This window comes from Variovorax sp. TLI9-5A, from assembly GCF_056867935.1.
In genome coordinates this window covers 4,297,130-4,323,896 of record NZ_CP200310.1, presented here as the reverse complement: position 1 = coordinate 4,323,896, position 26,767 = coordinate 4,297,130, and the positions used below count along the sequence as shown (strand labels likewise).

Here is a 26,767-nt window from a genome sequence, read left to right as displayed (position 1 = left end):
TCTTGGTGTTGTTTGCCCCGAATACTAAGAGGTCGGGGCCTTGCGCCCGGCAAAGAAAAAGGGGCCCGCGCGGGCCCCTTCTTCGTCAACGCATCAGCGCGTCAGGACTTGACGAACGCCAGCAGGTCGGCGTTGAACTTGTCCTTGTGCGTGTCGGTCAGGCCGTGCGGAGCGCCGGGGTAGACGATCAGCTTGTTGTTCTTCACCAGCTTGGCCGAGGCCAGGCCGGCGGCGCCGATCGGCACGATCTGGTCGTCGTCGCCGTGCACGATGAGCGTGGGCACGTCGAACTTCTTCAGGTCCTCGGTGAAGTCGGTTTCCGAGAAGGCCTTGATCGAGTCGTAGGTGTTCTTGTGGCCGCCCATCATGCCCTGCGCCCACCACGAGTCGATGAGGCCCTGCGACACCTTCGCGCCGGGGCGGTTGAAGCCGAAGAAGGGGCCCGAGGGCACGTCCTTGTAGAACTGCGAGCGGTTCGCGAGCTGCGCGGCGCGCAGGCCGTCGAACACTTCGATCGGCAGGCCGCCGGGGTTGGCGGCGGTCTTCAGCATCAGCGGCGGCACGGCGGAGATCAGCGCCGCCTTGGCCACGCGCTTCGTGCCGTGGCGGCCGATGTAGCGCGCCACCTCGCCGCCGCCGGTCGAGAAGCCGACCAGGATCGCGTTCTTCAGGTCCAGCGTCTCGATGACGGTGGCGAGGTCGTCGGCGTAGGTGTCCATCTCGTTGCCGTTCCACGGCTGGCTGGAGCGGCCGTGGCCGCGGCGGTCGTGCGCCACGGTGCGAAAGCCCTGCGATGCGAGGAAGAGCATCTGCGATTCCCAGCTGTCGGAGTTCAGCGGCCAGCCGTGGCTGAACACGACGGGCTGGCCGGTGCTGGGGCCCCAGTCCTTGTAGTAGAGCTCGGTGCCGTCCTTGGTGACGATGATGTTCTTGCTCATGGTTTGCTTTCCTTTCGAAGAGGCGTGGGCCGCTCCCGATGCGGGCTCGGCGGCGGATGCGGCGGATGCCGCGCTGGAGAAGCCGGTGCCCACGAGGGCGCCGGCTGCGACGGAGGCTCCACCCAGCAGCAGGCTGCGGCGGGTTGGAGCGGTGGAGTCGATGGTCTGGGTGCGTGGTGCGGTCATGGTGCTTTCCTTTTGCTGGCGGGTCGAGTGGTGAAGTGGCGCGGCGCGATAAATATCGTATGAATTAATATCGCATGCGATGTATTTGCCTTGAAAAGACAGGAGCGCGAAGCGGCTGTGCATCACGCGTTCCTGTCGAGGCTGGCACGCAGACCCAGCAACTGGGTGCGCAGTTCGCCGATCTGGTCGGGGGAGAGTTCCATCGCCTGCGCCACGCAGCCCGGCAGCCCCTGTGCCTTGGTGCGCAATGCGCGGCCATCTGCGGTGAGCGACACGATGACCTGCCGCTCATCCTTGGGCGAGCGCACGCGCTGAATGAGTCCGCGCGCTTCGAGCCGCTTGAGCAAGGGGGTGAGGGTGGTCGTCTCCAGCGAAAGGCGCGTGCAGATCTCGGAGACGTTGATCTGATCCTTCTCCCACAGCACCAGCATGACGAGGTACTGCAGGTAGGTGAGATCGAGATCGCGCAGCAGGCCGCGGTACACCTTGTTGAGGCTCAGCATCGTCGAGTAGACGGCAAAGCAGAGCTGCTCGTCGAGTGCCAACGCATTGCTCCCGGAGGCTTCGGCTGTGGTGCGCTTCGCAGGCATGGGCGGATATTAGATCGCATGCGATTTAATGGCAAGCAATATTTCTCGGCCGCCGAGTCCGAACCCCCTCGAGCGGCCGCCCTCAGGAGTGCCCGTCCACCCGCATCTGGAACAGGAAGTAGGGCGGAATGCAGGCGCCTTGCCCCTCGGGTTTGCCATCGGCCTGTGCGCAGATGTAGTCGTCGCGGCAGGCCTGCTGCGCCGAGCAACTGCGCAGGTTGCCGGGCCGCGTGTGCTTCGCCAGGCATTCGCCGAAAGGCTTCTTCGCGGCGAGACAGCTGTTGAAGTCGCTGAGGATCGCGATGCCGCCGCAGGTGCCGTTCGGGTCCCTGGGGTCGCAGGGGCCGGAGCACATGCCGCCCGGAAAGCCGACCGATGTCTTTTCGCACACCGATGCCGCGCCTTCACAGGAAACCGGCGGCAGCTTCTCGGCGCGATCGAGCCATGCGTTGGCCGACTGCGTGATGCGCGTGGGCTCGCAGCGCGCGCCGACCGTCGCGCGTTCGGCGGCGGCATTGGCTTCCATCGGCTCGGCCAGGGGCCGGAACGGATCGGGCCGTGGCGTGGAGAGCGCGGCCCGCACATAGCTTTCGCGCCGCACCAGCTCGTCCTGCACGTGCGGCGAGTGCGGCACGGCCAGCGCGTTGCCGGTGGTGAAGGTCCGCGAGGCGCCGCGGCGGTCGACGCCCAGCAGGTGGAAGCCTGCGACCGCGCGGCTCTGGTGGCAGCCCATGCAGCTCAGGTCGTCGAGGCGGCGCAGCACGGCCTGCGGCGACTGCAGCGTGCGGCTGCCGGGCACGGCCTGCCATTCGCCGGGCGTGAAGACCTGCGCGAAGGGCCGGTTGGCCAGCCGTTCGAGTCCGCGCGGCGCGACCGAGATGGCTTCGGTGGCGAGGAACCTGTCGGGAATCTGCAGCGCGGCCTCGTCCAGCGCGCGCAGGTTCGCAGGCTGCTGCAGCCACTGCTGCAGCTCCTTGCGCAGCGGCGCACTGGCCTTGAGCCTGGCGACGTCGGGCGTGTTCTCCAGCGGCGCGACGTCGAAGCGCCCGGCGCCCGCGTTCCAGCGGAAGGCGCGCAGCATGTATTCGGCATGGCCGCCCAGGTCGGGCCGCACCGCCGAGGGCCAGCGCACGCTCTGCAGGTTGGTCGTGAGCTGCGCGATGCGCGCATGCTCCAGCCGTTTCGGCGCCAGCGGGCCATCGGCCGAAGTCAGCCAGCGGCCCAGCGCCCCGTCGGCCATCGCGGCCTGCGGCGGCTGCCAGCGCTTCGCAACAGCGGCGCAGCTTCCGTCGGCATCGGGTGCGTCGCCGCGCAGCTCGACGTTGACCGTCATCGGCAGGCGCGACTGCATTGCCGCTGTGCGGTAGGCCAGCCGATACACCAGCCGCGTCTCGCCGCAGGCGCCGTTCTGGAAGGGCCGGCGGTCCATGCGGTTGGCCACGCCGACCAGTTCGAAGAAGGCATCGGGGCTCGCGAGCCAGCGTGCGTCGAACAGCCGGTGCGGATAGCGCGAGATGCCCACGCCCGCCTGCTTGTCGCGCCGCTGGATGCCGGAAAGGCTGGCGCCCAGCGGTTCGGTGATGGAGCGCCAGGCCGGGGTGCGCATCAGCGCCTCGTTGGCGGTGACGCCATCGGCGGAATGCGCCGATTCGGCATTCATCCAGCGCGCGAAGCCGGCGCCGGATTTCTCGGCCGCCTGCAGCGCGGCGGGCGAGGTGACGAGCAGCACCGGCTCCGTCGCGTGCGCTGCGGGTACGGCGGACGCGAGCGTCAGTGCGAGGAGGGCGGCGGGCAGGTGATGTCGGATGAGCGGCACGCCGGCGATTGTGCCGCCGTGCCGCCCCCGGTCACGCGAAGGCCCGGGCCGTTTCGGGCATTGCCTCGGCCGCATCCAGCGCCGCCAGCGGCCGCGGCGTGGCCGCGAGCAGCGCCTGCGTGTACGCATGTCGCGGATCGTCGAACACCGCGTCGCGCGCGCCTTGCTCCACGATGCGTCCGCGCTCCATCACGATCACGCGGTCGGCGATCTGCTCCACGGCCGCGAGGTCGTGGCTGATGAAAAGGCATGCGAAGCCGTGATGCTGCTGCAGGCTCTGGAACAGCTTGAGCACTTGCGCCTGGATCGTCATGTCGAGCGCCGACACCGGCTCGTCGGCCACCACGAAGGCAGGGCGCCGCACCAGTGCGCGGGCGATCGCCACGCGCTGGCGCTGGCCGCCCGAAAGCTCGTGCGGGTAGCGCGCGCCGAGGCCGTCCAGGCCGACCTCGTCCAGGGTTTCCTTCACGCGCCGGGTGCGCGCCGCCGCGTCGAGCTCGGGCAGGTGGCGCAGCGGCTCGGCCACGATCTCCTGCACGCGCATGCGCGGGTCCAGCGAGGAGAACGGGTCCTGGAACACCAGCTGGCATGCCAGCCTGAAGCGGTGCAGCGCGGCGCGGCCGGCGCTGCGCACGTCCTCGCCGCGGAACAGGATCTGCCCCGCCTGCGAAGGCGCGAGCCGCAGGATGGCGCGGCCCAGCGTGGTCTTGCCCGAGCCGCTGCCGCCCACCAGTGCGACCATCTCGCCCGGGTGGATGTCGAGATCGAGCGAGTCGATCACGCGAACCGGCGCGTGGCGCTTGAAGAAGCCGGCGCGCGCGCCGTCGTAGCTCACGCACAGGCCTCGCACCTGCACCAGCGGCTGCCGCTGCGCCGCGGGTTCGGCCTTGGCCGCCTGCCGGCGCGGCAGCGCGTCGACCAGCTTGCGGGTGTAGGGCTGCTTCGGGTCCAGCAGGATGTCCGGCACCTCGCCGGTCTCGACCAGCCGGCCCTTCTCCAGCACGATGGCGCGTTGCGCATAGCGCCCCACCAGCCCGAGGTTGTGCGTGATGAGCAGCACGGCAGTGCCGTTGTCGCGCGCCAGGCCCACCATCAGGTCGAGCACCTCGCGCTGGCTCAGCGTGTCGAGCGCGGTGGTGGGCTCGTCGGCGATCAGCAGGCGCGGCTTCAGCAGCATCACGCTCGCCAGCATGATGCGCTGGCGCATGCCGCCGGAGAACTCGTGCGGATAGGCGTGCATGCAGCGCTCGGGGTCGGCGATCTGCACGCGTCGCAGCATGTCGACGATGCGCGCGCGGATCTCCGCCGCCGGCAGCTGCGTGTGCATGCGCAGCCCCTCGGCCATCTGCTCGCCGATGCGGTGCACCGGGTTGAGCGAGACCATCGGCTCCTGGAACACCATGCCGATGCCCGGACCGCGGATGGGACGCATGGCCTTCGCATCGTGCGCGGCCAGGTCCTGGCCGTCGAACACGATGCGCCCGCCGGTCTGCGAGATGCCCGGCGGCAGCAACTGAAGGATGGCGCGCGCGGCCATCGTCTTGCCGCTGCCCGATTCGCCGACCACCGCGAGGAACTCGCCGGCCTTCACTTCGAAAGACAGGTCGTGCACCAGCGGCTGGGCGCCATTGCGCAGTTCGATTCTGAGGTGCTCGACCGAGAGCACGGTCTGCTTCGCTGCAAGGTTCACGGCGTTCATGACTTCTCCGTCCGCGGATCGAGCCGGTCGCGCAGCGATTCGCCCAGCAGGTTGATGCCCAGCAGCGTGAGCGCGATGCACAGCCCCGGCACCAGGCACAGCCACACGGCCGAGGCCATGTAGGGACGCGCGCTCGCGAGCATGTTGCCCCAGGTGGGCGCGGGCGGCGGCACGCCCAGGCCCAGGAAGCTCAGCGCGCTTTCCGACAGCAGCACCCAGCCGAACATGCTGGTCGCCAGCACCGCCACCGGCGCCATGCAGTTGGGCAGCACGTGGCGCCACATGGTGTAGAGCTCGCCGTTGCCGATCATGCGCGAGGCCTCCACGTACTCGCGCTCGCGCAGCGACAGCACCGTGCCGCGCACCACCCGCACCACCGAGGGCCCGTAGGCCATGCTCAGCGCCAGCACGATGCCCCATTTGTTGGCGCCGACGATCACCATCACGCCCAGCGCCAGCAGCAGGCCCGGAAAGGCCAGCAGCGTGTCGTTGAAGGCCATCAGCACGCGGTCGGTCCAGCCGCGCACGAAGCCCGCCACCACGCCGACCACCAGGCCCATGGCGGTGGCCAGCGTCACGGTGAGCAGCGCGACCAGGCAGCTGGTGGACGCACCCTGCATCGCGCGGCTGGCCACGTCGCGGCCGAACTCGTCGGTGCCCAGCCAGTGGGCGGCCGAGGGCGGCTGCAGCTTGGAGCGCAAGTCGATGCCCAGCGGGCTGTAGGGCGTCCACAGCGCGGCGGCCACGGCAACGGCCAGGAGCACCGCGATGAGCACGCCGCCGATGAGGGTATGGGTCTTGAACTTCGTCTTCACTGCACAGTCACCCGCGGGTCGAAGAGGGGGTAGCACATGTCGACGATCAGGTTGATCACGACGTAGATGCAGGCGGTGAACAGCAGGCAGCCCTGCAGCACCGGGTAGTCGCGCGCGAAGATCGAGTCGATCATCAGCCGCCCCAGGCCCGGCAGCGTGAACACCGTCTCCAGCACCGCGATGCCGCTGAGCAGGTGCCCGAGGATCAGCCCGATCATGGTGAGCGTCGGGTTGAAGGCATTGGGCAGCACGTGGCGGCGCAGCACCTGCGACTCGGGCACGCCCTTGGCGCGCGCATGCGTCACGTATTCGAGCCGCAGTATCTCGATGGTGCTGGCGCGCGACATGCGCGTGAGCACGCCGGTCTCCACCAGCAGCAGCGTTGCCACCGGCAAGATGACGTAGAGCACGCCCTGCGAGAAGCTCTCCGACATCGGCACGTAGCCCACCACCGGCAGCCAGCCCAGGTACTGGCCGAAGAACATCAGCAGCAGCAGGCCCAGCCAGAAGCTGGGCACCGACAGCATCAGCGTGGCCGCGCCGATGATGGCGAGGTCGGTGGGCTTGTCCTTGCGCCAGGCGGCGACCAGGCCGGCGGGCACGGCGATCAGCGAGGCCAGCGCCACCGCGACCAGCACGATGACCGCGCTGACGTGAAAGCGCTCCCAGATCAGCGGCAGCACCGGCAGCCCGTTGGTGGTCGATACGCCCAGGTCGCCGGCCAGCGCGTGCTTCAGCCACACGAGGTACTGCACGGGCAGGGGCTGGTCCAGCCCCATCTGATGGCGCATGAGCGCCAGCTGCGCAGGGTCGGCGCCTTCGCCCAGCATGAGCAGCACCGGGTCGCCCGGAATCAGCCGCATCAGGGTGAAGACCGCGATGGAAACCAGGAGCAGCGTCGGGATCGTCATCGCGATCCGCCGCAGGAGGTAGGCGGGCATTGCTTGCGCGGCTCCGTTCAGCCGGCGGCGGCCAGCCGCACGTTCCAGAACCTGGGCTTGGCCGGCGCCCAGCCCTTGAAGCCGGTCACGCTCTTGCGCATGGCGGTGGCGTCGCTGGCGTTGAAGAGCACGATCATCGGCACGTCCTGCAGCATCTGCCTGTGCATCTCGTCGAACAGCACCTGGCGGCGCGCCTTGTCGCGCGTGACCATCGATTCGGCCAGCCGCGCCTGGCCGTAGGCGCTGTCCCAGACCTTGCGCGGCTGCGCGGCCTTGTCGCCCGACACCATCTCGAAGTTGAGCGAGGGATCGATGCGCGCCGAGTAGATGAAGGCCATGCTCTGGTACTGGCCCTTGGTGTAGCGGTCGAGCTGGGTGGCCCAGTCGAGCACCTCCAGTTCGATGTTGATGCCCGCCTCGGAGGCCATGGCCTGCACCAGCACGGCGGCCGAGTACAGCGCCTCGTAGCGCTTGTTGGCGATCATGCGGATCGGCTGGTTGCGGTAGCCGGCCTCGGCCAGCAGCTTCTTCGCGGCGGCGATGTCGCGCTTGAAGCCACCGGCCTGCACCGCGTCGTAGTAGGGGCTGGAAGAAGGCACCACCGAGTTGTTGACTGGCGAGAGGCCCTCGGTGACGGAGCGCGCGATCTCGGGCGTGTCGAGCGACAGCGCCAGCGCGCGGCGGATGCGCACGTCCTTCAGCACCGGGTCGTTGGTCTGCAGCAGCAGCGCGACCATCGACATCACCGGCGTGGTGTCGACCAGAACGTCGGAGCGCTTGCGCATCTCGACTACGTCGGCCGGACTGGGGTTGACGAATGCGTCGATGCCGCCGCTGTAGAGCGCGGCCTTGGCGGCGGCGGAATCGGGAATGACGACGAAGCGCAGGTTCTCGATCTCGGCCTTCTTGCCGCCGGCCAGCCCGTCGCGCGGTTCGGCGCGGGGGGTGTAGCCGTCGAAGCGCGTGAGCTCCACGTACTGGCCGCGCTTCCATTCCTTGAGCTTGTAGGGGCCGGTGCCCACGGGCTCCTTCCACTGGCCGTCGGGGCCGACCGAGCTGCGGTGCAGGATGGCGGCGCCGCCGCAGTCGGGCCGGGCCATCATCGTGAGGAAGAGGGCGCTTGCGCGTTCCAGCTTGAACACCACCGTCTTCGGGTTCGGCGCCTCCACCGAGAGCACCTTGGTCATGCCTTTCCCATCGAACTCGGGCAGGCAGCGCCAGCCGCTCGTGGGCTTGAGGTAGCGCTGCCAGTTCCAGACCACGTCGTCGCCCGTGAGCGTGGCGCCGTTCTGGAACTTCACGCCGTCGCGCAGCGTGAAGGTGTAGGTCAGGCCGTCGGCCGAGGTGTCGATCTTGCTCGCCAGCATCGGGCCCACCGAGGTGTCCTCGCGCAGTGCGACCAACCCTTCGGCCACGTGCAGCAGCACGTTGTCGGTGTTGTCGTCGCGGTTGCCGCCGGGGTCGGTGCTGCGGATGTCGGAGTTGATCTGGATGCGCAGCGTCTGGCCCGCGCCCACGGCGGGTTGGGCCGATGCGCCGGCCGCGGCAGCCAGGCCCAGCGCCAGGGCGGCAAATCTCGATGCGGTCGATGCGGAAGGTGGGCGGGAAGGGGGAACGGGGACTTTCATGGCAACACTCCTGGCATGGGCTGGGCGGTCGATAGAGCGGTCGGACTCAGAGGGAATATTCGGTGAAGCGGTGTTCCTTGAAGGGTGCCGGTGCAATGCGCATCTTCCGTGCCGCCGGGTCCATGACGATGGTCGCCACCGTGGCCGACGAGGCGCCGCCGGGGCCCGCGCTGGGGCTGCGGCACACGGCGCGCGGCGCGCCGAAGCGGTCCTGCAGCGCGTCGATCACGTCCTGCTCGCCGAGCAGGCCGGCGGCGCGCCGGTTGTGCAGTGCCTCGGTCACGCGGCGGTCGCGGTAGAGCGAGTCGGGCGTGGTCTCCAGGCTGCGGTCCACCACGCGCGCGAGCGCAGCCGGCGTCTTGAAGTGATTGGCATGGACCAGGATGCCGCCCTCGGGCTGCTGCCAGAACACCTGCTCGGGGCAGGTCTCCAGGCTCACGGCCTCGCCCTCGGCGTGGGTGACGATCATGTTGTTGGAGATGGAGCGCGCGGTGCGGCACACCACGCCCAGCGCGTTGGCATACAGCTCCGACTGCAGGATGCCGCGGCGGATCAGCGCCAGCGGCACGCCCTGCTGCCTGCCGTCGCTGTCGGCCTTGATGAAGTTGCCGGTGACGGCGATGCCCACGCTGTTGAGGCCGGCGCGCGCCAGCGTGCCGGCCTCGGCGAAGGTCAGCATCGACGGGCCCTTGGCGGGCTGGATGCGCAGCACGATGCCCAGCTCCAGGCTTTCCACGCGCCAGTCCCAGTTCTGCGCGTGGATGAGCCGGCCCTCTCGCGAGGCCGAGGGCATGACCACCACGCCGGTGCAGCCGTCGGGCGGCTCGGTGGCTTCGAGCTGCTGGAAGGCGTAGAGCATCTCGCTGCGCGCGTTCAGCGCCACGATGTCTTCGGGCGGCACGCCTGCGCCTTCGGCCACGCCCTCGATCTCGCGCAGCATGCCGGCGTCGAAGTTCTCGATCACCGGCATGAAGCGGCGCGCCAGCGCGCGGGTGCGGTCCCAGCTCAGGCCCACGCGCTCGAAGGCGGCGCGGTAGGTGCGCAGGCTCAGGTCGATGCGCTCGCCTGCCGCGCGGCCGTACTGCTGGCCGCACTGGCGGGCGTCGCCTTCGATGTCGTAGAGGGGGAACGATTCGATGTCCATGTCGGTCCGGTGCTTTCCTTGTTCGGTGTATGGTGCTTGTGTGCTTCAGGCCGGGGCGTCGGTGGGCCGGGCGGTCTGAGCGATGGCTGCGCGCAGGCTGTCGACGATCTGGTCGACGTGCCGGCGCTCCAGCGTGAAGGGCGGCGACAGCGCAATGGTGTCGCCCACCGAGCGCACCAGCACGCCGCCCTGGCCCACGCAGTGCTGGGCCACCGCCTGCGCGTGGGTGCCCGCGCCCTCGGCCCAGGGCTGCAGCTCGACGCCGGCGAGCAGGCCGACGTTGCGCACGTCGATCACGCCCGGCAGACCGCGCAGCGTGTGCAGGCATTCCTCGAAGTAGGGCGCGGTGGCCGCCGCTTGGGCGATCAGGCCGTCCTGCGTGTAGGCGTCGAGCGTGGCCATCGCCGCCGCGCAGGCCAGCGGGTGGCCCGAGTAGGTGTAGCCGTGCGAGAGCTCGATGCCGCTCACGCTGCCCTGCATGAAGGCGTCGTGCACCTCGTCGCGCATCAGCACCGCACCCATGGGCACCGCGCCGTTGGTCAGGCCCTTGGCGGTGGTGACGAGGTCGGGCGTCACGCCGAACAGGTCGGCCGCGAAGTTGGTGCCCAGCCGGCCGAAGCCGGTGATGACCTCGTCGAAGATCAGCAGCACGCCATGCCTGTCGCAGATCTCGCGCAGGCGCTTGAGGTAGCCGCGCGGCGGCGGCAGCACGCCGGTGGAGCCGGCCACGGGCTCGACGATGACGGCGGCCACGGTCGAGGCGTCGTGCAGCGCGAGCATGGCCTCCAGCGCGTCGGCCTTGTCGATGCCGTGCGCCGGTTCACCGCGCGAAAAGGCGTTGCGCGCCAGGTCGTGCGTGTGCGGCAGGTGGTCCACGCCGTTGAGCAGCGGGCCGAAGGTGCTGCGCTGGCGGCCGATGCCGCCCACCGAGATGCCGCCGAAGCCCACGCCGTGATAGGCGCGCTCGCGGCCGATGAGCCGGTAGCGGCCCGCGTCGCCGCGTGCGCGGTGATAGGCCAGCGCGATCTTCAGTGCCGTGTCGACCGACTCGGAGCCCGAGTTGGTGAAGAACACGTGGTTCATGCCGGCTGGCGCCATTTCGGCCAGGCGCTGCGCGAGCACGAAGGCGGCTGGGTGGCCGATCTGGAAGCTGGAGGCGTAGTCGAGCACGTCGATCTGCGCCTTCATCGCGGCGCTGACGCGCGGGTGGCGATGCCCGGCGTTCACGCACCACAGACCCGCGATGGCGTCGAGCACGCGGCGGCCATCGGCCAGGTCGTAATAAAGGCCTTCGCTGCCGACGATGAGGCGCGGCGACTGCTTGAACTTGCGGTTGGGGGTGAAGGGCATCCAGAACGCGTCGAGCGACGCGGGGGAGGCGAGGGTGTCGGCAAGGGCCACGAGATGGTTCTCCGTTGGGAAGCGACCCGGCTCTCGGGTCGTCGTGGGGCCGATCTTGAAACTCAAATTGTATTTTTGGTGCGAGATGTACATGGTTTTTCAGGACCAAAAATACAAAACCCGGGCGATGATCGGCGCCCAAGCCCCGCGATTCCGGAGAACCCCTGGATGGCATACCAGAAGGACGACAAGACCCCTGCATCGCCCATTGCGTCGGTCGCTCCGCTCGTCCAGCGCGTGAGCCGCTACGTGCTCGACCAGGCGCTGGCCGGCGGCTACGAGAACGGCAGCCACCTCACCGAGGCCGAGCTCGCCGGCAGGCTCGGCATCTCGCGCACGCCGGTGCGGGCGGCGCTGCGCTTCCTGCACGAGCGGGCATTGCTGGCGCACACGCCGAACCGCGGCTATACCCTGGTCGCCGATCGGCAGGCACTGACCAAGGCCCGGCGCGAGATGCCCGAGGACGAGGAGAAGACGCTCTACTACCGCCTGCTGCGCGACCGCCTGGCCGGCAAGCTGCCCACGCGCGTCAACGAACTGGAACTGGCGCAGGCCTACGCCGTGCCGCGCCCGCTGCTGCGCACCGTGCTCACCACGCTGCTGCAGGACGGTGTGCTGCGCGGGCGCCACTACCAGCGCTGGGAGTTCACCGAGACGCTGGACTCGGTCGAGAGCGAGCGCGAGAGCTACCGGTTTCGCCTGACCGTCGAATGCGCCGGGCTGCGCGAGCCGGGCTTCAAAGCCGACCTGCAGCGGCTGCGCGCCTGCCGCGAGCGCCAGCAGGGACTGCTCGCGCAAGCCTCGCGCCATTCATGGATGGATTTCTTCGAGGCCAACGCGCAGTTCCACGAACTGCTGGCCAGTGCCTCGGGCAACCGCTTCTTTCTCGACGCGGTGCAGCAGCAGAACCGGCTGCGGCGCATGTCCGACCTGTCGGACTATCCGCTGGTGAACATCGACCTGCTGCACAAGTCCTGCCACGAGCACCTGGAAATCCTCGATGCGGTGGAGCGTGGCGACCTGGAAGCCGCCGCCGGGCACATGCGCCGGCACCTGAGCCGCGCCAGCGACCTGGTCGAACAGCGGGTGACGGGCGTGCTGGGCGACTGACTTACCCTGCTGCGGCGTTCAGCTTGCGGCGCGGCGAGATGTTCAGCGCCCTGCAGAAGTCGTAGAAGGCTTCGAGCTCCAGCGACTTGTCGAACACAGCGTCCACGCCCGCGGAAAGAGCGCCTTCGCGTACTTCGGACGTGGCGTGGTTCATGAGCACCACCGTGCGCTGCGCCGGCGACTTGTGCTCCTGCAGGTACTGCGCAACGGTGAGCCCGTTGCCCTCGGCCAGGAAGATGTCGATGACCGCCGCGTCCCATTCCTCGGGGTTCTTCCTGAGCCAGTCGATGGCGCCGACCGATGTGGTGGCGGTGCCGATCACGTCGCAGTCGGAAAACTCCTGCAGGCCGTCGGTCAGCGTGGTGGCGATCAGGGGGTTGTCTTCAATCAGGTAGATGCGGGTCATTGTTCGCAGTCGGTGCTTCTCGTTCTGTGCTGTCTTCGTTGCTCTTGCCGGCTTGTCTCGGGCCGATGCGGGCATTGTCCCTGCCGGGGCGGCGTGTCGAGTCGGACAACGCCTTCATCTGCCGTAGAACGCTGCGCTTGCGGGATCACTGGCGTACAAGACGCGGCGGCATGGGCGGCCATATCGTGGAGCGGTCTTCATCAACACGACTCCGCCCGCACCGTATGGCCATGCCGCAATCTTTTACGCCTCCTTTCACATCCTCCGGCCGCAGCGCGCTGGTGCAGGCGCCGCCCTGGCACTACGCGGGCTGGCTCGTCAACGTCGCCTTCGAGTTCGACGCCGCGCGCGGTGACGTGCTGGTGCCGGCCGAGCTGGGCTCGGCCACCGGCAAGGGCTGCGTCCATTTCGCGGACTGGCAGTTCTGCGGCGACGACGGCCGTGAGCTTCTCGACCCGGTGTACGCGCAGTACCGCGAGACCATCGTGGTGCTCGAAATCGAGCAGAAGAAGCGCGGCGGCAATGCCCGTTCTTTCTATTGCCCGCTGATCTACGTCGACCAGGACATCTCGCTGCTGCGCGGCTGGCTGCAGGGCTGGCCCAAGAAGATCGGCCAGACCTGGCTCACGCGCAGCATGCCGCTGATCCATCCGGCGGCTGCGCCGCTCGCGGCGGGGACCCAGCTCGGCGCGAGCCTCAGCGTGAAGGAACGCAGGCTGGTGGATGCGACGGTCACGCTGTCGGGCGAGCAGACGGGGCGGCTGGGTTTTCTGTCCGCGCCGACCGTGGGCGCCACCGGCTGGCCCGACCTGACGCAGCCGGGCATCGCGGCGGTGCCGCGCTACCTGCGCGCCGACATCATCGACCGCGTCGAGCCCGGCTGGACGGCCGGCAGCGCGACGCTGCAGTTCCACGAACATCCGGTCGAGGAGCTGGCATCGCTCGGTCCCGTGGAGGCCACAGCCGCCAGCGCCGGCTGGATGGGCATCACCGTGCGCGGTGCCATCGCCGTGTGACGCGGCCGTCCGCGCTACCCTTCGCGGGATGACCCGCACCTTGCCCTCGAACCCGCCGGCTTCGCACGTGATCGGCCTGCCGATGGAAGGCGGAGCGCAGATCGAAGCCATGTTCGCAGCCGACCCCAAGGCGCGCTTCGAGCTGCACTGGCACGCGGAGTGGAGCGTGGGCGCCATTCTCGAGGGCCGCTGCGAATTCACCTGCGCCGGCGAGCGGCAGGAGGCGCAGGCCGGCGACATCGTGCTGATGGCGCCCTTCATGCTGCATACCGCCGGCGTGAGCGCGCAGGGCTTTCGCATGGTGATGCTCTACGTGCCGCACGCCTGGGCGAGCGGGTGCCTCGGGTGGCCAGCGGGCCTGCGAGGCACTCTGCGACGGGGCGTGTGGCACGACGCGGCCATGGCCGAGGCGCTGGCATCCGCCGCGCAGGCGGAAGACGGTGCACAGGTCGGCCGGCTGCTGGAAAGCATTCTTCGCGCGCAGGCCGATGGCGAACTGGTGCCGGTCGAGCGCCGCGCGGGCGATGCGCGCGTCGAAGCCGTCTGCGAGGCGCTGGCGACGCAGGACGCCTGCCGCATCGATCCGGCCGGGCTGGCGCAGCGGCTGGGCGTGTCGCGAGAGCATTTCCATCGCCTGTTCCGGATGGCCGTGGGCATGACGCCGGCCCACTATGCGCGGCTCGCACGCATCGGCCGCGCCAAGGCGCTGCTGCGCGAAGGCCACGCGGCGGCCGAGGCGGCGGCGCAATGCGGCTTCACCGACCAGGCGCACTTCTCGCGCTGGTTCCGCCGCTGCTTCGGAGTGACGCCGGGGAACTACATGGCCGGGCGGGAGCGCGTGGAAAGGGGCGCGTGAGAAACTAGCGGGCTTGCCAGCCCGGCCCGATCGAGGCTTGGGCCCCGCCGCCAACCACAGGAATCCCGCGTTTTGGAAGAGAAGGTCGTCTCCGTTGCACCTATGATGGACTGGACCGACAGGCACTGTCGTTACCTCCATCGCCTGCTCTCGCGCCACGCGCTGCTCTACACCGAGATGGTCACGACCGGCGCATTGATGCACGGCGACGTGCCGCGCCACCTGCGCTTCAACACCGAGGAGCATCCCGTCGCGCTGCAGTTGGGCGGTAGCGAGCCGGCCGACCTGGCGCATTGTGCGAAGCTGGGCGAGGAGTGGGGCTACGACGAGATCAACCTGAATTGCGGCTGCCCCAGCGAGCGCGTGCAGCGCGGTGCCTTCGGTGCCTGCCTCATGAACGAGCCGCAGTTGGTGGCCGACTGCGTGAAGGCGATGGTCGACGTGGTCGGCATTCCGGTGACTGTCAAGCACCGCATCGGCATCGACAAGATCGAGAGCTACGAATTCGTGCGCGACTTCGTCGGCCAGGTGAGCGAGGCTGGCTGCAGAACCTTCATCGTGCACGCGCGCAATGCGTGGCTGCAGGGGCTGAGCCCGAAGCAGAACCGCGAGATTCCGCCGCTGCGCTACGAGCTGGTGCACCGGCTGAAGCACGAGTTTCCCGACCTGCACATCGCCATCAACGGCGGCATCACGGTCAACGCACAGGTGCACGAGCATCTGCGCCTGCTCGACGGCGTGATGGTGGGGCGCGAGGCGTATCACAACCCCTGGTGGCTGGCCGAGTGGGACGCCGAGTTCTTCGGCGCCGGCGAGCAGACGCTGACGCGCGAAGAGGTCGAGTCGCTGATGTGCGACTACATGGCCCGCGAGGCGGCCGGGCACGGCACGCACTGGTGGCCGATCGCCCGGCACATGCTGGGTTTGCGCAACGGCCTGCCGGGTGCGCGCCGCTGGCGGCAGGTCTGGAGCGACCATCGGCTCAAGACGCTGCCCGCGCACGAAGTCATGGCGCTGGCACGCGAGCCTGCGGCTGCTCACGCGGCCTGAATCGGGGCGCCGGGCGCGCCTCTTCCGATCCGGCCTCAGGAGCCGCGATCGTTCACCAAGCCTTTCCTGAAACGTTGTTCCGAAAAACGCTACTTCACGATAAGTGGCGCGTCAACCGTTTTTTGCTGAAAAATGAGGACATCAGGGACATAAAAAGGTTTGGATACATGAGTGACGCGATTGGCGGCAAAGAAGAAGTAAGTGCGCTCGCCAGAGGACTGGCTCTCCTGAGAGTCATTGGCATGGCCTCGGCACCGATAGGCAATCGCGAACTGGCAGACACCACCGGCATTCCCAAGGCCACGGTGTCGAGACTCACCGCAACCCTGGTGAGTGCGGGGTATTTGCGACAGTCGCAGGACAGCGAGCGCTTCAGCCTTGGTCCTGCGCTGCTCGACATGAGCAGCCGCTACCTGCGCCATTTCGACCTGCGCACCGTGGCGCGGCCGCATCTGGCGGCGCTCTCGGAGGCGGCCGGCGTGAGCGTGCACCTTGGCGTGCGCGACGAGCTCGACATGCTGGTCATCGATTCGCTGCGGCCGCGCTCCATGGTCATCAGCTCCCGCATCGAGGTTGGCACGCGCATGGCCATCGCCACCTCGGCCGGCGGCCGCGCCTATCTGGCGGCATTGCCCCCGGCCGAGCAGGCCGAGCTGCTCGACCAGATCCGCGCCGAGAGCGGGGAGAACTGGAAGGCCATCGAGTCGAGCCTGATGGCTGGCCTCGACGAGTACGCCCGCCTCGGCTACTGCGGCTCCTTCGGCGAGTGGAACCCCCACCTCCACGCCATCGGCTTCGCGCTGGAAGGCCCGCGCGGCGAACGCTACTCCGTGAGCTGCGGCGGCCCCGCCTACCTGCTGCCCAAGGACACGATGGTCACTCGCATCGCCCCCATGCTGCTGGAAACCGCCCAACACCTGGCCAACGAAACCGGCACCCTCAACATAGATTGACCTGGACCCTGTCCGGGTGTGGAAACGACACGAAGTGCGCAAGCCTGGGGGCGGACCTAGTTCGCCGCTTCCAGCCCGTTCTTGAAGTGCTCCCGCATCCGGGCCATGGCCGCTTCCGCGTCGCGCGCTTCGATGGCGGCCATCACCGAGCGGTGCTCGGCCAGCGACTCACCGATGCGGCCGGCCTTCAGCAGCGAGTTGTGCCGGTTGAGCTTCATCACCTTGCGCAGGTCGGCCACCATCTGGTCGCGCCACTTGTTGTTGGCGATGGCCAGCAGCCGCATGTGAAAGCGCTCGTTCAGGGCGAAGAAGTGCTCCCGGTTCTCGGGTGAGGCTGCTGCTTCCAGCTCGGCGTGCAGCGCCTTCAGCTCGGCGCGCTGCGCGTCGGTGGCGCGCTCGGCCACCACACCGGCGGCGTCGCTCTCCAGCAGCGAGAGCAGGTGGTACACGTCGGTCAGGTCCTGCTCCGACACCTCGGTCACGTACGCGCCGCGCCGCACCTTCATCGTCACCAGCCCCTCGGCCGCCAGCACCTTCAGCGCCTCGCGCAGCGGGGTGCGGCTGATGCCGTATTCCTCGGCCAGCTTGAGTTCGTCGATCCAGCTGCCGGGCTCCAGCTCGCGGCGAAAGATCCGCTGGCGCAGCAGTTCGGCGACCTCTTCATAGAGGGCGCGGGGGGTGAGGGTGACGGCGGACATGGGCCGGACTGTACTTCAAAAATGGCGTTTGAATTAATAATTATGGATCGGTTAGACTCGCGGCCGGCTTGCAAATCCCTGCAGGCGAATTTGCGAACACCCTGCAAGACTCTGCGAACGGCCCCTTCATGAGCAGCAAACCCGAACCCTCTTTCAAGCAAGCCGACCTCGAAGCCTGGGCCAAGGCCGCAGCCAAGTCCGCACCCGGCGGCGACGTGAGCGCGCTGAACTGGATCACGCCCGACGGCATCACGGTGAAGCCGCTGTACACCGCCGCCGACCTGCAGGGCCTGAAGTACACCGACACGCTGCCCGGCTTCGAGCCCTACCTGCGCGGCCCGCAGGCCACCATGTACGCGGTGCGCCCCTGGACCATCCGCCAGTACGCCGGCTTCTCGACCGCAGAAGAGTCGAACGCCTTCTACCGCAAGGCGCTGGCCGCCGGCGGGCAGGGCGTGAGCGTGGCCTTCGACCTCGCCACGCATCGCGGCTACGACAGCGACCACCCGCGTGTGACCGGCGACGTCGGCAAGGCCGGCGTGGCCATCGACTCGGTCGAGGACATGAAGATCCTGTTCGACCAGATCCCGCTCGACAAGGTGAGCGTGTCCATGACGATGAACGGCGCCGTGCTGCCGGTTCTCGCGGGCTACGTGGTTGCGGCCGAGGAGCAGGGCGTGGCGCAGGACCAGCTCAGCGGAACCATCCAGAACGACATCCTCAAGGAGTTCATGGTCCGCAACACGTACATCTTTCCGCCAGCGCCGAGCATGCGGATCATCGGCGACATCATCGAGTACACGGCGCAGAAGATGCCGAAGTTCAACTCGATCTCGATCAGCGGCTACCACATGCAGGAAGCCGGCGCCAACCAGGCGCTGGAGCTCGCCTTCACGCTGGCTGACGGCAAGGAATACGTGAAGACCGCGCTGGCCAAGGGCCTGGACGTCGACGGCTTCGCCGGCCGCCTGAGCTTCTTCTGGGCCATCGGCATGAACTTCTATCTCGAAGTCGCCAAGATGCGCGCCGCGCGCCTGCTGTGGTGTCGCATCATGAAGGAGTTCGAGCCCAAGAACCCCAAGAGCCTGATGCTGCGCACCCACTGCCAGACCTCCGGCTGGAGCCTCACCGAGCAGGACCCGTACAACAACGTGGTGCGCACCACCATCGAGGCGATGGCGGCGGTGTTCGGCGGCACGCAGAGCCTGCACACCAACGCGCTCGACGAAGCCATCGCGCTGCCCACCGAATTCAGCGCCCGCATCGCGCGCAACACGCAGCTCATCATCCAGGAAGAGACGCACATCACCAACGTGATCGACCCCTGGGCCGGCAGCTACATGATGGAGAAGCTCACGCAGGACATGGCCGATGCGGCCTGGGCCATCATCGAGGAAGTCGAGGCCATGGGCGGCATGACCAAGGCTGTCGACAGCGGCTGGGCCAAGCTCAAGATCGAGGCGGCCGCCGCCGAGAAGCAGGCGCGCATCGACTCGGGCAAGGACGTGATCGTCGGCGTCAACAAGTACAAGCTCAAGAACGAAGACGCGATCGACAGCCTCTCGATCGACAACGTGAAGGTGCGCGAACAGCAGGTCGCGCGCCTGCAGAAGATCCGCGCCTCGCGCGACGGTGCCAAGGTGCAGGCCGCGCTCGACGCGCTCACCGAGGCCGCCGAGAGCAACACCGGCAACCTGCTGGCGCTGAGCATCGACGCCGTGCGCCTGCGCGCCACGGTGGGCGAGATTTCCGACGCGCTCGAAAAGTCCTTCGGCCGCCACCGCGCCGACACACAGAAGGTGACCGGCGTGTACGCAGCTGCCTATGACTCCGCCGAAGGCTGGGAAGCCCTCAAGACCGAAATCAACGCCTTCGCGGAGGAGCAGGGCCGCCGTCCGCGCGTGATGATCTCCAAGCTCGGGCAGGACGGCCACGACCGCGGCGCGAAGGTGGTGGCCACGGCATTTGCCGACCTGGGTTTCGACGTGGACATGGGGCCGCTCTTCCAGACGCCCGAGGAATGCGCGCGCCAGGCCATCGAGAACGACGTGCATGCAGTGGGCGTGAGCACGCTCGCAGCCGGCCACAAGACTCTTGTGCCGGCCATCATCAATGAGCTCAAGAAGCAGGGCGCGGACGACATTATCGTGTTCGTCGGCGGCGTGATTCCGCGGCAGGACTACGACTTTCTCTACGAGGCCGGCGTCAAGGGCATCTACGGACCGGGCACGCCCATTCCGGCCAGCGCCAAGGACGTGCTGGAGCAGATTCGCGCGGCGGTCACGGCCTGAGGCGCGCCGTCGTGAGCGATCTCTTGTCGCGGCTGTCGCTGCAGCCGGTCGATTCCAGCGATTTCGAGGCCATGCTGGCCCTGCGCATCGACGCGATGCGCCCCAGCCTGGAGCGCGTGGGCCGCTTCGACGTGGCCCGCTCGCGCGAGCGCCTAAGCGCGGGCTTCGTGGTGCCCTACATGCACCACATCGTGCTCGACGGCGACCAGCGCATCGGCTTCGTCACGCTCAAGCCCGAGGACAGCGACGCGCTGCGCCTCGACCATCTCTACCTGCGCACCGGCTTCCAGGGCCTGGGCATCGGCGAATGGGTGCTCGAATGGGCCAAGTCGCAGGCGCGCGAGCAGCGGCTGGACATCAAGCTCACCGCGCTCGTGAAGAGCGACGCCAACCGCTTCTACCTGCGCCACGGCTTCGTGCTCGAAGGCGGCGAGGGCGTCGACCTGCATTACCGCTGGCGCGTGGCGTCGGAGGCTGCGTGCTGAGCGACAAGGCACAGGCCCTCGAAAGCGCGATTGCCGGCACCGAAGGCATGCCGCAGCGGCGCGCCATCGCCAAGGCCATCACGCTGCTCGAATCGACGCGCGGCGACCACCGCGCGCAGGCCGACGAGTTGCTCACGGCGCTCCTGCCGCGCACCGGCAATTCCTTCCGGCTCGGCATTTCTGGCGTGCCCGGCGTCGGCAAATCGACCTTCATCGAGACGCTGGGCCTGCTGCTGATCGGCAAGGGGCACCGCGTCGCCGTGCTCACCATCGACCCTTCGTCCACCGTCTCGGGCGGCTCCATCCTCGGCGACAAGACGCGCATGGAGCGGCTCTCGGTGAACGAGCGCGCCTACATCCGCCCGAGTCCGTCGAGCGGCACGTTGGGTGGCGTGGCCGAGAAGACGCGCGAGGCCATGCTGGTTTGCGAAGCGGCCGGCTACGACATCGTGATCGTCGAGACGGTCGGCGTGGGCCAGAGCGAAACCGCGGTGGCCGGCATGACCGACATGTTCGTGCTGCTGCAACTGCCCAACGCGGGCGACGACCTGCAGGCCATCAAGAAGGGTGTGATGGAACTGGCCGACCTCGTCGTCATCAACAAGGCCGACCTCGACAAGGACGCTGCCACCCGCGCCCAGGCGCAGATCACCTCGGCGCTGCGGCTCTTCGGCCACCAGGGCAACCCCGAGCACGCGCATGCCGCGCACGACGCGCACAGCGGCGCCGAGGTGCGCTTCTGGCTGCCCAAGGTGCTGCAGCTCAGCGCGCTGGCCAACACGGGCGTCGACGCCTTCTGGGAGGCAGTCACGCAGTTCAGGCAGCTGCAGACCGCCAACGGCAGGCTTGCGAAGCGCCGCGAGAAGCAGGCCACCGCGTGGATGTGGGAGCGCATCGACGCCGGCCTCAAGCAGGCCTTCAGGCATCACCCCCAGGTGCGCGAACTGCTGCCGCAGCTCACGCAGCAAGTGGCGCAGGGCACGCTGCCGGCCTCCACGGCCGCGCGCAACCTGCTCGCCGCGGCCGCCATCGCGGCCAGACCATGAAGACAAGACACGCAATCCAGGACCACAGCTTCGAAAGCACACCATGCAAGAACTGATCGAACAACTCGAAAAGCGTCGCGCCCAGGCGCGTCTCGGCGGCGGGCAGAAGCGCATCGACGCGCAGCATGCCAAGGGCAAGCTCACGGCGCGCGAGCGCATCGAGCTGCTGCTCGACGACAACACCTTCGAAGAGTGGGACATGTTCGTCGAGCACCGCTCGGTCGACTTCGGCATGGCGGAGCAGAAGGTGCCGGGCGACGGCGTGGTCACCGGCTACGGGATGATCAATGGCCGCCTGGTGTTCGTGTTCAGCCAGGACTTCACCGTCTTCGGCGGCGCGCTCAGCGAAGCCCACGCCGAGAAGATTTGCAAGGTGATGGACCAGGCCATGAAGGTCGGCGCACCGGTCATCGGCCTGAACGACTCGGGCGGCGCGCGCATCCAGGAAGGCGTGGCCTCGCTCGGCGGCTATGCCGACGTGTTCCAGCGCAACGTGATGGCCTCGGGCGTGGTGCCGCAGATCAGCATGATCATGGGCCCCTGCGCCGGCGGCGCCGTGTACTCGCCGGCCATGACCGACTTCATCTTCATGGTGAAGGACTCCAGCTACATGTTCGTCACCGGCCCCGAGGTGGTGAAGACCGTCACGCACGAGAGCGTCACGGCCGAGGAGCTCGGCGGCGCCATCACCCACACCACCCGCAGCGGCGTGGCCGACATGGCCTTCGAGAACGACGTGGAGGCGCTGATGATGCTGCGCCGCCTCTACAACTACCTGCCGCTGAACAACCGCGAGAAGCCCCCGGTGCGCCTGGGCAACAACGGCCTGGGCGACCCGGCCGACCGGCTCGACTACTCGCTCGACACGCTGGTGCCCGACAACCCGAACAAGCCCTACGACATCAAGGAACTGATCCTGAAGGTGGTGGACGACGGCGACTTCTTCGAGCTGCAGCCCGACTACGCGAAGAACATCGTGATCGGCTTCGCCCGCATGGAAGGCCAGACCATCGGCATCGTCGCCAACCAGCCGCTGGTGCTCGCGGGCTGCCTCGACATCAAGAGCAGCATCAAGGCCGCGCGCTTCGTGCGCTTCTGCGACGCCTTCAACATTCCCGTGGTCACCTTCGTCGACGTGCCCGGCTTCATGCCCGGCACCGGCCAGGAGTACGGCGGCATCATCAAGCACGGCGCCAAACTGCTCTACGCGTACGCCGAATGCACGGTGCCGAAGATCACCGTCATCACCCGCAAGGCCTACGGCGGCGCCTACGACGTGATGGCCTCCAAGCACCTGCGCGGCGACGTCAACCTCGCCTGGCCGCGCGCCGAGATCGCGGTGATGGGCGCCAAGGGCGCGGTGGAAATCATCTTCCGCGAGGACAAGAACGATCCGGAGAAGCTCGCCGCCCGCGAGGCCGAGTACAAGGCCCGCTTTGCCAACCCGTATGTGGCGGGCGCGCGCGGCTACATCGACGACGTGATCCTGCCGCACGAGACCCGCAAGCGCATCTGCCGCTCGCTGGTGATGCTGCGCGAGAAGAAGCTCGAGAACCCGTGGCGCAAGCACGGCAACATCCCCCTGTGACGGGCACGGAGAAGAAGAACATGTTCAAGAAGATCCTGATTGCGAACCGTGGCGAAATCGCCTGCCGCGTCATTCAAACGGCCAAGAAGATGGGCATCCTGACCGTCGCCGTCTATTCCGACGCCGACAAGGAAGCCCGCCACGTCGAGCTGGCCGACGAGGCCGTGCACATCGGCGCCGCGCCCAGCCGCGAGAGCTACCTGCAGGCCGACCGCATCATCGCGGCCTGCAAGAAGACCGGCGCTGAGGCCGTGCACCCGGGCTACGGCTTCCTCTCTGAGAACGAAGCCTTCGCGCGGCAGGTCGAGGAAGAGGGCATCGCCTTCATCGGGCCCAAGCACTATTCGATCGCGGCCATGGGCGACAAGATCGCCTCCAAGAAGCTCGCGAACGAGGCCCAGGTCAACACCATTCCGGGCTGGAACGACGCCATCGAGACGGCCGAGCGCGCCGTCGAGATCGCCAAGGACATCGGCTACCCGGTGATGATCAAGGCCTCGGCCGGCGGCGGCGGCAAGGGTCTGCGCGTGGCCTTCAACGACAAGGAGGCCTTCGAGGGCTTCACCTCGTGCCGCAACGAGGCGCGCAACAGCTTCGGCGACGACCGCGTGTTCATCGAGAAGTTCGTGGAGGAGCCGCGCCACATCGAGATCCAGGTGCTGGGCGATTCGCACGGCAACGTCATCTACCTGAACGAGCGCGAATGCTCGATCCAGCGCCGCCACCAGAAGGTGATCGAGGAGGCGCCGTCGCCCTTCATCTCCGACGCCACGCGCAAGGCGATGGGCGAGCAGGCCGTGGCGCTGGCCAAGGCCGTGAAGTACCAGAGCGCGGGCACGGTGGAGTTCGTGGTCGGCAAGGATCAGAGCTTCTACTTCCTCGAGATGAACACCCGCCTGCAGGTGGAGCACCCGGTGACGGAGTGCATCACCGGCCTCGACCTGGTGGAGCTGATGATCCGCGTGGCCGCCGGCGAGAAGCTGCCGCTCACGCAGGAGCAGGTGAAGCGCGACGGCTGGGCCATCGAGTGCCGCATCAACGCGGAAGACCCGTTCCGCAACTTCCTGCCGTCCACCGGCCGGCTGGTGAAGTTCCAGCCGCCGGGCGAAACCATGTTCGCGAGCGACACGCAGCGCCTGAACGGCGTGCGCGTGGACACCGGCGTGTACGAGGGCGGCGAGATCCCGATGTACTACGACTCGATGATCGCCAAGCTCATCGTGCACGGAAAGGACCGCCAGCACGCGATCGCCCGCATGCGCGAGGCGCTCAACGGCTTCGTGATCCGAGGCATCAGCAGCAACATCCCGTTCCAGGCGGCGCTGCTGGCGCATCCGAAGTTCGTGGCGGGCGACTTCAACACCGGCTTCATCGCCGAGCACTACGGCAAGGGCTTCCACGCGGAAGACGTGCCGCACACCGATCCTTCGTTTCTGATCGCGCTGGCGGCGTATGTGCATCGCCGCTACCGCGCGCGGGCTTCCGGCATCAGCGGGCAGCTCGAAGGCCACGGCGTGAAGGTGGGCGAGCAGTTCGTGGTGGTCGAGCTGGGGCACGAGGGCAAGCATGTGCATCACCCGGTCTCGGTCACCGATTTCCACGGCAAGACCGGCGCGAGTTCTGTGACCGTGGGCGGCAAGAGCTACAAGATCGACAGCAGCCTCGCGCTGGGCTCGATCCGGGTGCAGGGCACTGTCAACGACAGGCCCTTCACCGCCCAGGTGGAGCGCGGCGCGGGCAAGAGCCCGCTGGCGCTGCGCGTGTCGCACGACGGCACGCAGATCGAGGCGATGGTGATGTCGCCGCTGGGCGCGCGCCTGCTCGAACTCATGCCCTACAAGGCGCCGCCGGACCTGAGCAAGTTCCTGATGTCGCCGATGCCGGGCCTGCTCGTGGAGGTGTCGGTGCAGCCGGGGCAGCAGGTGCGCGCTGGCGAAAAACTGGCCGTGATCGAGGCGATGAAGATGGAGAACGTGCTGTTCGCCGCGCAGGACGGCGTGGTGGGCAAGATTTCGGCGAACAAGGGCGAATCGCTCGCCGTTGATCAGATCATTCTGGAGTTCAACTGATGGGTGCCAACGACTTTCAACAGGCGGTCACACTGCATCGCCCGGCCAAGGTCGCGGCGCCGCAGGGCCCCTGGTCCGTGGAGGCGATCCAGGCGCTGCTCGACAAGCCGCTGATGGACCTGCTGTTCGAGGCACAGACCGTGCACCGCCAGCATTTCCCCGAAGGCGACATCGAGCTGGCAACGCTGCTGTCGGTCAAGACCGGCGGCTGCCCCGAGAACTGCGGCTACTGCCCGCAGTCGGCCGAGTTCGACACCGGCGTGAAGGCGCAGAAGCTCATGGAGGTCGAGGAGGTGGTGCGCGCCGCGCAGGCCGCCAAGGACGCCGGCGCCACGCGCTTCTGCATGGGCGCCGCATGGCGCGCCCCGAAGGACCGCGACGTGGAGAAGGTGGCCGTGCTGGTCGAGGCCGTGAAGGGGCTGGGCATGCAGACCTGCGCCACGCTCGGCATGCTGGAGCCGCACCATGCGCACCAGCTCAAGGCCGCCGGCCTCGATTACTACAACCACAACCTCGACACCGCGCCCGAGTACTACACCGACGTGGTCGACACCCGCACCTACCAGGACCGGCTCGACACGCTGGCCAACGTGCGCAGCGCCGGCATCAGCGTGTGCTGCGGCGGCATCGTCGGCATGGGCGAGCAGCCGGTGCACCGTGCGGGGCTGATCGCGCAACTGGCCAACCTGAATCCGTACCCGGAATCGGTGCCGATCAACAGCCTGGTGCGCGTGCCCGGCACGCCGCTGGCCGACTCGGAGCCGGTCGACCCGTTCGACTTCGTGCGCATGATCGCGGTGGCGCGCATCACCATGCCGACCGCGCGCGTGCGGTTGTCGGCCGGCCGACAGCAGATGGGCGACGCGGTGCAGGCGCTGTGCTTCATGGCCGGCGCGAACTCGATCTTCTACGGCGACAAGCTGCTGGTCACCGGCAACCCCGACGTCGAGGCCGACACGGTGCTGCTGCGCAAGCTGGGGCTGAATTCGCGCCAGGTGCAGGAGCAGGCGGAAGAAGGGTGCGCAGCATGACCGCCGACGCGCGTCCCTTCAAGGTGCTGGGCATCCAGCAGATCGCCATCGGCGGACCCGACAAGCTGCGGCTGCAGAAGCTGTGGGTCGACATGCTGGGGCTCGAGGTCACCGGCACGTTCAAGAGCGAGCGCGAGAACGTGGATGAAGACATCTGCGCGATGGGCGCCGGGCCCTTCAAGGTCGAGGTCGACCTGATGCAGCCGCTGGACCCCGAGAAGAAACCGGCGGTGCACGCCACGCCGCTGAACCACGTCGGCCTGTGGATCGACGACCTGCCGAAGGCCGTCGAATGGCTCACCGCGCAGGGCGTGCGCTTCGCGCCCGGCGGCATCCGCAAGGGCGCGGCCGGCTTCGACATCTGCTTCCTGCACCCGAAGGCGAACGACGAGTTTCCGATCGCGGGCGAGGGCGTGCTGATCGAGATGGTGCAGGCGCCGCCCGAGGTGGTGGCGGCTTTCAGCGCGCTTGCCGCTACGCGTTGAGCACTTTCCTGATCGGCGGCTTCACGTCCGAACTGCGCGGCGGCAGCATCGGCTGGTGCTCGCGCGCCGGGTTCAGGATGATCGAGGTCGCCGTCTCGGTGAGGATGCAGAACTTGGTGACCACCGCGTCGAGGTGGCTCACATCGATCACCGCGATCTCGAGGATCCAGCTGTCCTCGCCGGTCACGTTGTAGGCATTGACGCATTCGGGTGTCTCCTGCACCAGCTTCACGACCAGGTCGTAGTCGGCGCGGCCGACGCGGATGATGGCGCGGATGCCGTAGCCCAGCTTGCCGAGGTTGACGGTGGCGCGGTAGCCGCTGATGACGCCGGCCGCCTCCAGTTTCTTCACGCGCTCGGTCACGGCCGGCTGGCTCAGGTGCACGCGGCGGCCCAGTTCGGCCATGGTCAGGCGCGCATCGGCCTGCAGCTCGGCGAGGATTCGGGTGTCGTGGGCGTCCAGGGCGGGGTTCAAGGAAAAGTCCATGCAACTCCTTCAAATCGACGGTGTGGAGGGCGCAGAAC

At 68.1% G+C, this 26,767-nt stretch carries 23 protein-coding genes and 1 pseudogene; 12 read left to right on the top strand and 12 right to left on the bottom strand.

Annotated features, from left to right (window positions below; all coding sequences use genetic code 11):
- Positions 1–101: 101 nt before the first annotated feature.
- From AC1VNX_RS20485 to aptA, 9 genes are all read right to left on the bottom strand, one after another.
- Positions 102–1,124, bottom strand: coding sequence for an alpha/beta fold hydrolase (locus tag AC1VNX_RS20485; protein ID WP_483158868.1), 1,023 nt, complete (start codon positions 1,122–1,124; stop codon positions 102–104).
- A 122-nt stretch (positions 1,125–1,246) separates the two neighbouring features.
- The gene (locus AC1VNX_RS20480; protein WP_483158866.1) at positions 1,247–1,714 is read right to left on the bottom strand and encodes a MarR family winged helix-turn-helix transcriptional regulator; all 468 of its coding nucleotides are present in this window, start codon (positions 1,712–1,714) and stop codon (positions 1,247–1,249) included.
- An 82-nt stretch (positions 1,715–1,796) separates the two neighbouring features.
- On the bottom strand, positions 1,797–3,530 hold the full coding sequence (locus AC1VNX_RS20475; protein WP_483158864.1) for a hypothetical protein: 1,734 nt from the start codon (positions 3,528–3,530) through the stop codon (positions 1,797–1,799).
- A gap of 31 nt (positions 3,531–3,561) precedes the next feature.
- Complete coding sequence (locus tag AC1VNX_RS20470) at positions 3,562–5,229, bottom strand: ABC transporter ATP-binding protein (protein ID WP_483158862.1); 1,668 nt, start codon at positions 5,227–5,229, stop codon at positions 3,562–3,564.
- Positions 5,226–6,044, bottom strand: coding sequence for an ABC transporter permease (locus tag AC1VNX_RS20465; protein WP_483158860.1), 819 nt, complete (start codon positions 6,042–6,044; stop codon positions 5,226–5,228). The genes AC1VNX_RS20470 and AC1VNX_RS20465 overlap by 4 nt, the downstream gene beginning before the upstream one ends.
- A complete protein-coding gene (locus tag AC1VNX_RS20460; RefSeq protein WP_483158858.1) occupies positions 6,041–6,985 on the bottom strand; it encodes an ABC transporter permease in 945 nt (314 codons plus the stop codon). Before AC1VNX_RS20460 ends, AC1VNX_RS20465 begins: the two co-directional genes overlap by 4 nt.
- Positions 6,986–7,002: 17 nt before the next feature.
- Positions 7,003–8,613 (bottom strand): ABC transporter substrate-binding protein, encoded by a 1,611-nt coding sequence (locus AC1VNX_RS20455; RefSeq protein ID WP_483158856.1) that lies wholly within the window; start codon positions 8,611–8,613, stop codon positions 7,003–7,005.
- A gap of 46 nt (positions 8,614–8,659) precedes the next feature.
- Positions 8,660–9,757: a C45 family autoproteolytic acyltransferase/hydrolase gene (locus AC1VNX_RS20450; protein ID WP_483158854.1), complete on the bottom strand. Its 1,098-nt coding sequence runs from the start codon at positions 9,755–9,757 to the stop codon at positions 8,660–8,662.
- 45 nt (positions 9,758–9,802) lie between these two features.
- A complete protein-coding gene (aptA, locus tag AC1VNX_RS20445; RefSeq protein ID WP_483158852.1) occupies positions 9,803–11,158 on the bottom strand; it encodes an omega-aminotransferase AptA in 1,356 nt (451 codons plus the stop codon).
- Positions 11,159–11,326: 168 nt separating this feature from the next.
- Between aptA and AC1VNX_RS20440 the strand changes: the two genes are divergently transcribed.
- A complete protein-coding gene (locus tag AC1VNX_RS20440; RefSeq protein ID WP_483158850.1) occupies positions 11,327–12,268 on the top strand; it encodes a GntR family transcriptional regulator in 942 nt (313 codons plus the stop codon).
- Between the two features lies 1 nt (position 12,269).
- On the opposite strand, the gene AC1VNX_RS20435 is transcribed toward AC1VNX_RS20440, so the two are convergent.
- Positions 12,270–12,674 carry a response regulator gene (locus AC1VNX_RS20435; RefSeq protein ID WP_483158848.1) on the bottom strand — a complete coding sequence of 135 codons (405 nt, stop codon included), beginning with the start codon at positions 12,672–12,674 and terminating at the stop codon, positions 12,270–12,272.
- A gap of 230 nt (positions 12,675–12,904) precedes the next feature.
- Between AC1VNX_RS20435 and AC1VNX_RS20430 the strand changes: the two genes are divergently transcribed.
- The 4 genes and pseudogenes from AC1VNX_RS20430 (at position 12,905) to AC1VNX_RS20415 (ending at position 16,549) form a co-directional block, all read left to right on the top strand.
- Positions 12,905–13,690, top strand: a complete 786-nt coding sequence (locus AC1VNX_RS20430; RefSeq protein WP_483158846.1) for an acetoacetate decarboxylase family protein — start codon at positions 12,905–12,907, stop codon at positions 13,688–13,690.
- A gap of 28 nt (positions 13,691–13,718) precedes the next feature.
- Positions 13,719–14,546 (top strand): AraC family transcriptional regulator, encoded by an 828-nt coding sequence (locus AC1VNX_RS20425; protein ID WP_483158844.1) that lies wholly within the window; start codon positions 13,719–13,721, stop codon positions 14,544–14,546.
- Between the two features lie 24 nt (positions 14,547–14,570).
- Positions 14,571–15,596: pseudogene (gene dusA, locus AC1VNX_RS20420) on the top strand (tRNA dihydrouridine(20/20a) synthase DusA); the annotation flags it as partial.
- 167 nt (positions 15,597–15,763) lie between these two features.
- A complete protein-coding gene (locus AC1VNX_RS20415) occupies positions 15,764–16,549 on the top strand; it encodes an IclR family transcriptional regulator (RefSeq protein WP_483158842.1) in 786 nt (261 codons plus the stop codon).
- Between the two features lie 56 nt (positions 16,550–16,605).
- Here AC1VNX_RS20415 and AC1VNX_RS20410 read toward each other — a convergent pair whose 3' ends face one another.
- Entirely contained in the window at positions 16,606–17,247 is a 642-nt protein-coding gene (locus tag AC1VNX_RS20410) for a GntR family transcriptional regulator (RefSeq protein ID WP_483158840.1), read from the bottom strand.
- Between the two features lie 128 nt (positions 17,248–17,375).
- On the opposite strand from AC1VNX_RS20410, the gene scpA reads away from it, so the two are divergent.
- Genes scpA through AC1VNX_RS20375 form a run of 7 tightly spaced genes read left to right on the top strand, consistent with a single transcriptional unit; the run spans position 17,376 to position 26,242 of the window.
- Positions 17,376–19,538, top strand: a complete 2,163-nt coding sequence (gene scpA, locus AC1VNX_RS20405; protein WP_483158838.1) for a methylmalonyl-CoA mutase — start codon at positions 17,376–17,378, stop codon at positions 19,536–19,538.
- An 11-nt stretch (positions 19,539–19,549) separates the two neighbouring features.
- A complete protein-coding gene (locus tag AC1VNX_RS20400) occupies positions 19,550–20,023 on the top strand; it encodes a GNAT family N-acetyltransferase (RefSeq protein ID WP_019653178.1) in 474 nt (157 codons plus the stop codon).
- Positions 20,024–20,070: 47 nt separating this feature from the next.
- Positions 20,071–21,069, top strand: coding sequence for a methylmalonyl Co-A mutase-associated GTPase MeaB (gene meaB / locus AC1VNX_RS20395; protein WP_483161992.1), 999 nt, complete (start codon positions 20,071–20,073; stop codon positions 21,067–21,069).
- Between the two features lie 43 nt (positions 21,070–21,112).
- Positions 21,113–22,657 (top strand): acyl-CoA carboxylase subunit beta, encoded by a 1,545-nt coding sequence (locus AC1VNX_RS20390; protein WP_019653176.1) that lies wholly within the window; start codon positions 21,113–21,115, stop codon positions 22,655–22,657.
- 20 nt (positions 22,658–22,677) lie between these two features.
- On the top strand, positions 22,678–24,726 hold the full coding sequence (accC, locus tag AC1VNX_RS20385; protein WP_483158835.1) for an acetyl-CoA carboxylase biotin carboxylase subunit: 2,049 nt from the start codon (positions 22,678–22,680) through the stop codon (positions 24,724–24,726).
- Positions 24,726–25,757, top strand: a complete 1,032-nt coding sequence (gene bioB / locus AC1VNX_RS20380; protein WP_483158834.1) for a biotin synthase BioB — start codon at positions 24,726–24,728, stop codon at positions 25,755–25,757. The genes accC and bioB overlap by 1 nt, the downstream gene beginning before the upstream one ends.
- Positions 25,754–26,242: a VOC family protein gene (locus tag AC1VNX_RS20375; RefSeq protein WP_483158832.1), complete on the top strand. Its 489-nt coding sequence runs from the start codon at positions 25,754–25,756 to the stop codon at positions 26,240–26,242. The genes bioB and AC1VNX_RS20375 overlap by 4 nt, the downstream gene beginning before the upstream one ends.
- Here AC1VNX_RS20375 and AC1VNX_RS20370 read toward each other — a convergent pair.
- On the bottom strand, positions 26,232–26,729 hold the full coding sequence (locus AC1VNX_RS20370; protein WP_483158830.1) for an Lrp/AsnC family transcriptional regulator: 498 nt from the start codon (positions 26,727–26,729) through the stop codon (positions 26,232–26,234). The genes AC1VNX_RS20375 and AC1VNX_RS20370 overlap by 11 nt on opposite strands.
- Positions 26,730–26,767 lie beyond the last annotated feature (38 nt).

Coding starts and splice junctions, on each gene's coding strand:
- AC1VNX_RS20455 (WP_483158856.1), bottom strand. CDS start 8,613: ATGAAAGTCCCCGTTCCCCCTTCCCGCCCACCTTCCGCATCGACCGCA.
- bioB (WP_483158834.1), top strand. CDS start 24,726: ATGGGTGCCAACGACTTTCAACAGGCGGTCACACTGCATCGCCCGGCC.
- AC1VNX_RS20425 (WP_483158844.1), top strand. CDS start 13,719: ATGACCCGCACCTTGCCCTCGAACCCGCCGGCTTCGCACGTGATCGGC.
- AC1VNX_RS20390 (WP_019653176.1), top strand. CDS start 21,113: ATGCAAGAACTGATCGAACAACTCGAAAAGCGTCGCGCCCAGGCGCGT.
- scpA (WP_483158838.1), top strand. CDS start 17,376: ATGAGCAGCAAACCCGAACCCTCTTTCAAGCAAGCCGACCTCGAAGCC.
- AC1VNX_RS20435 (WP_483158848.1), bottom strand. CDS start 12,674: ATGACCCGCATCTACCTGATTGAAGACAACCCCCTGATCGCCACCACG.
- AC1VNX_RS20370 (WP_483158830.1), bottom strand. CDS start 26,729: ATGGACTTTTCCTTGAACCCCGCCCTGGACGCCCACGACACCCGAATC.
- AC1VNX_RS20470 (WP_483158862.1), bottom strand. CDS start 5,229: ATGAACGCCGTGAACCTTGCAGCGAAGCAGACCGTGCTCTCGGTCGAG.
- accC (WP_483158835.1), top strand. CDS start 22,678: ATGTTCAAGAAGATCCTGATTGCGAACCGTGGCGAAATCGCCTGCCGC.
- AC1VNX_RS20440 (WP_483158850.1), top strand. CDS start 11,327: ATGGCATACCAGAAGGACGACAAGACCCCTGCATCGCCCATTGCGTCG.
- AC1VNX_RS20485 (WP_483158868.1), bottom strand. CDS start 1,124: ATGACCGCACCACGCACCCAGACCATCGACTCCACCGCTCCAACCCGC.
- AC1VNX_RS20450 (WP_483158854.1), bottom strand. CDS start 9,757: ATGGACATCGAATCGTTCCCCCTCTACGACATCGAAGGCGACGCCCGC.
- AC1VNX_RS20430 (WP_483158846.1), top strand. CDS start 12,905: ATGCCGCAATCTTTTACGCCTCCTTTCACATCCTCCGGCCGCAGCGCG.
- AC1VNX_RS20410 (WP_483158840.1), bottom strand. CDS start 17,247: ATGTCCGCCGTCACCCTCACCCCCCGCGCCCTCTATGAAGAGGTCGCC.
- meaB (WP_483161992.1), top strand. CDS start 20,071: ATGCCGCAGCGGCGCGCCATCGCCAAGGCCATCACGCTGCTCGAATCG.
- AC1VNX_RS20375 (WP_483158832.1), top strand. CDS start 25,754: ATGACCGCCGACGCGCGTCCCTTCAAGGTGCTGGGCATCCAGCAGATC.
- AC1VNX_RS20415 (WP_483158842.1), top strand. CDS start 15,764: ATGAGTGACGCGATTGGCGGCAAAGAAGAAGTAAGTGCGCTCGCCAGA.
- AC1VNX_RS20480 (WP_483158866.1), bottom strand. CDS start 1,714: ATGCCTGCGAAGCGCACCACAGCCGAAGCCTCCGGGAGCAATGCGTTG.
- AC1VNX_RS20460 (WP_483158858.1), bottom strand. CDS start 6,985: ATGCCCGCCTACCTCCTGCGGCGGATCGCGATGACGATCCCGACGCTG.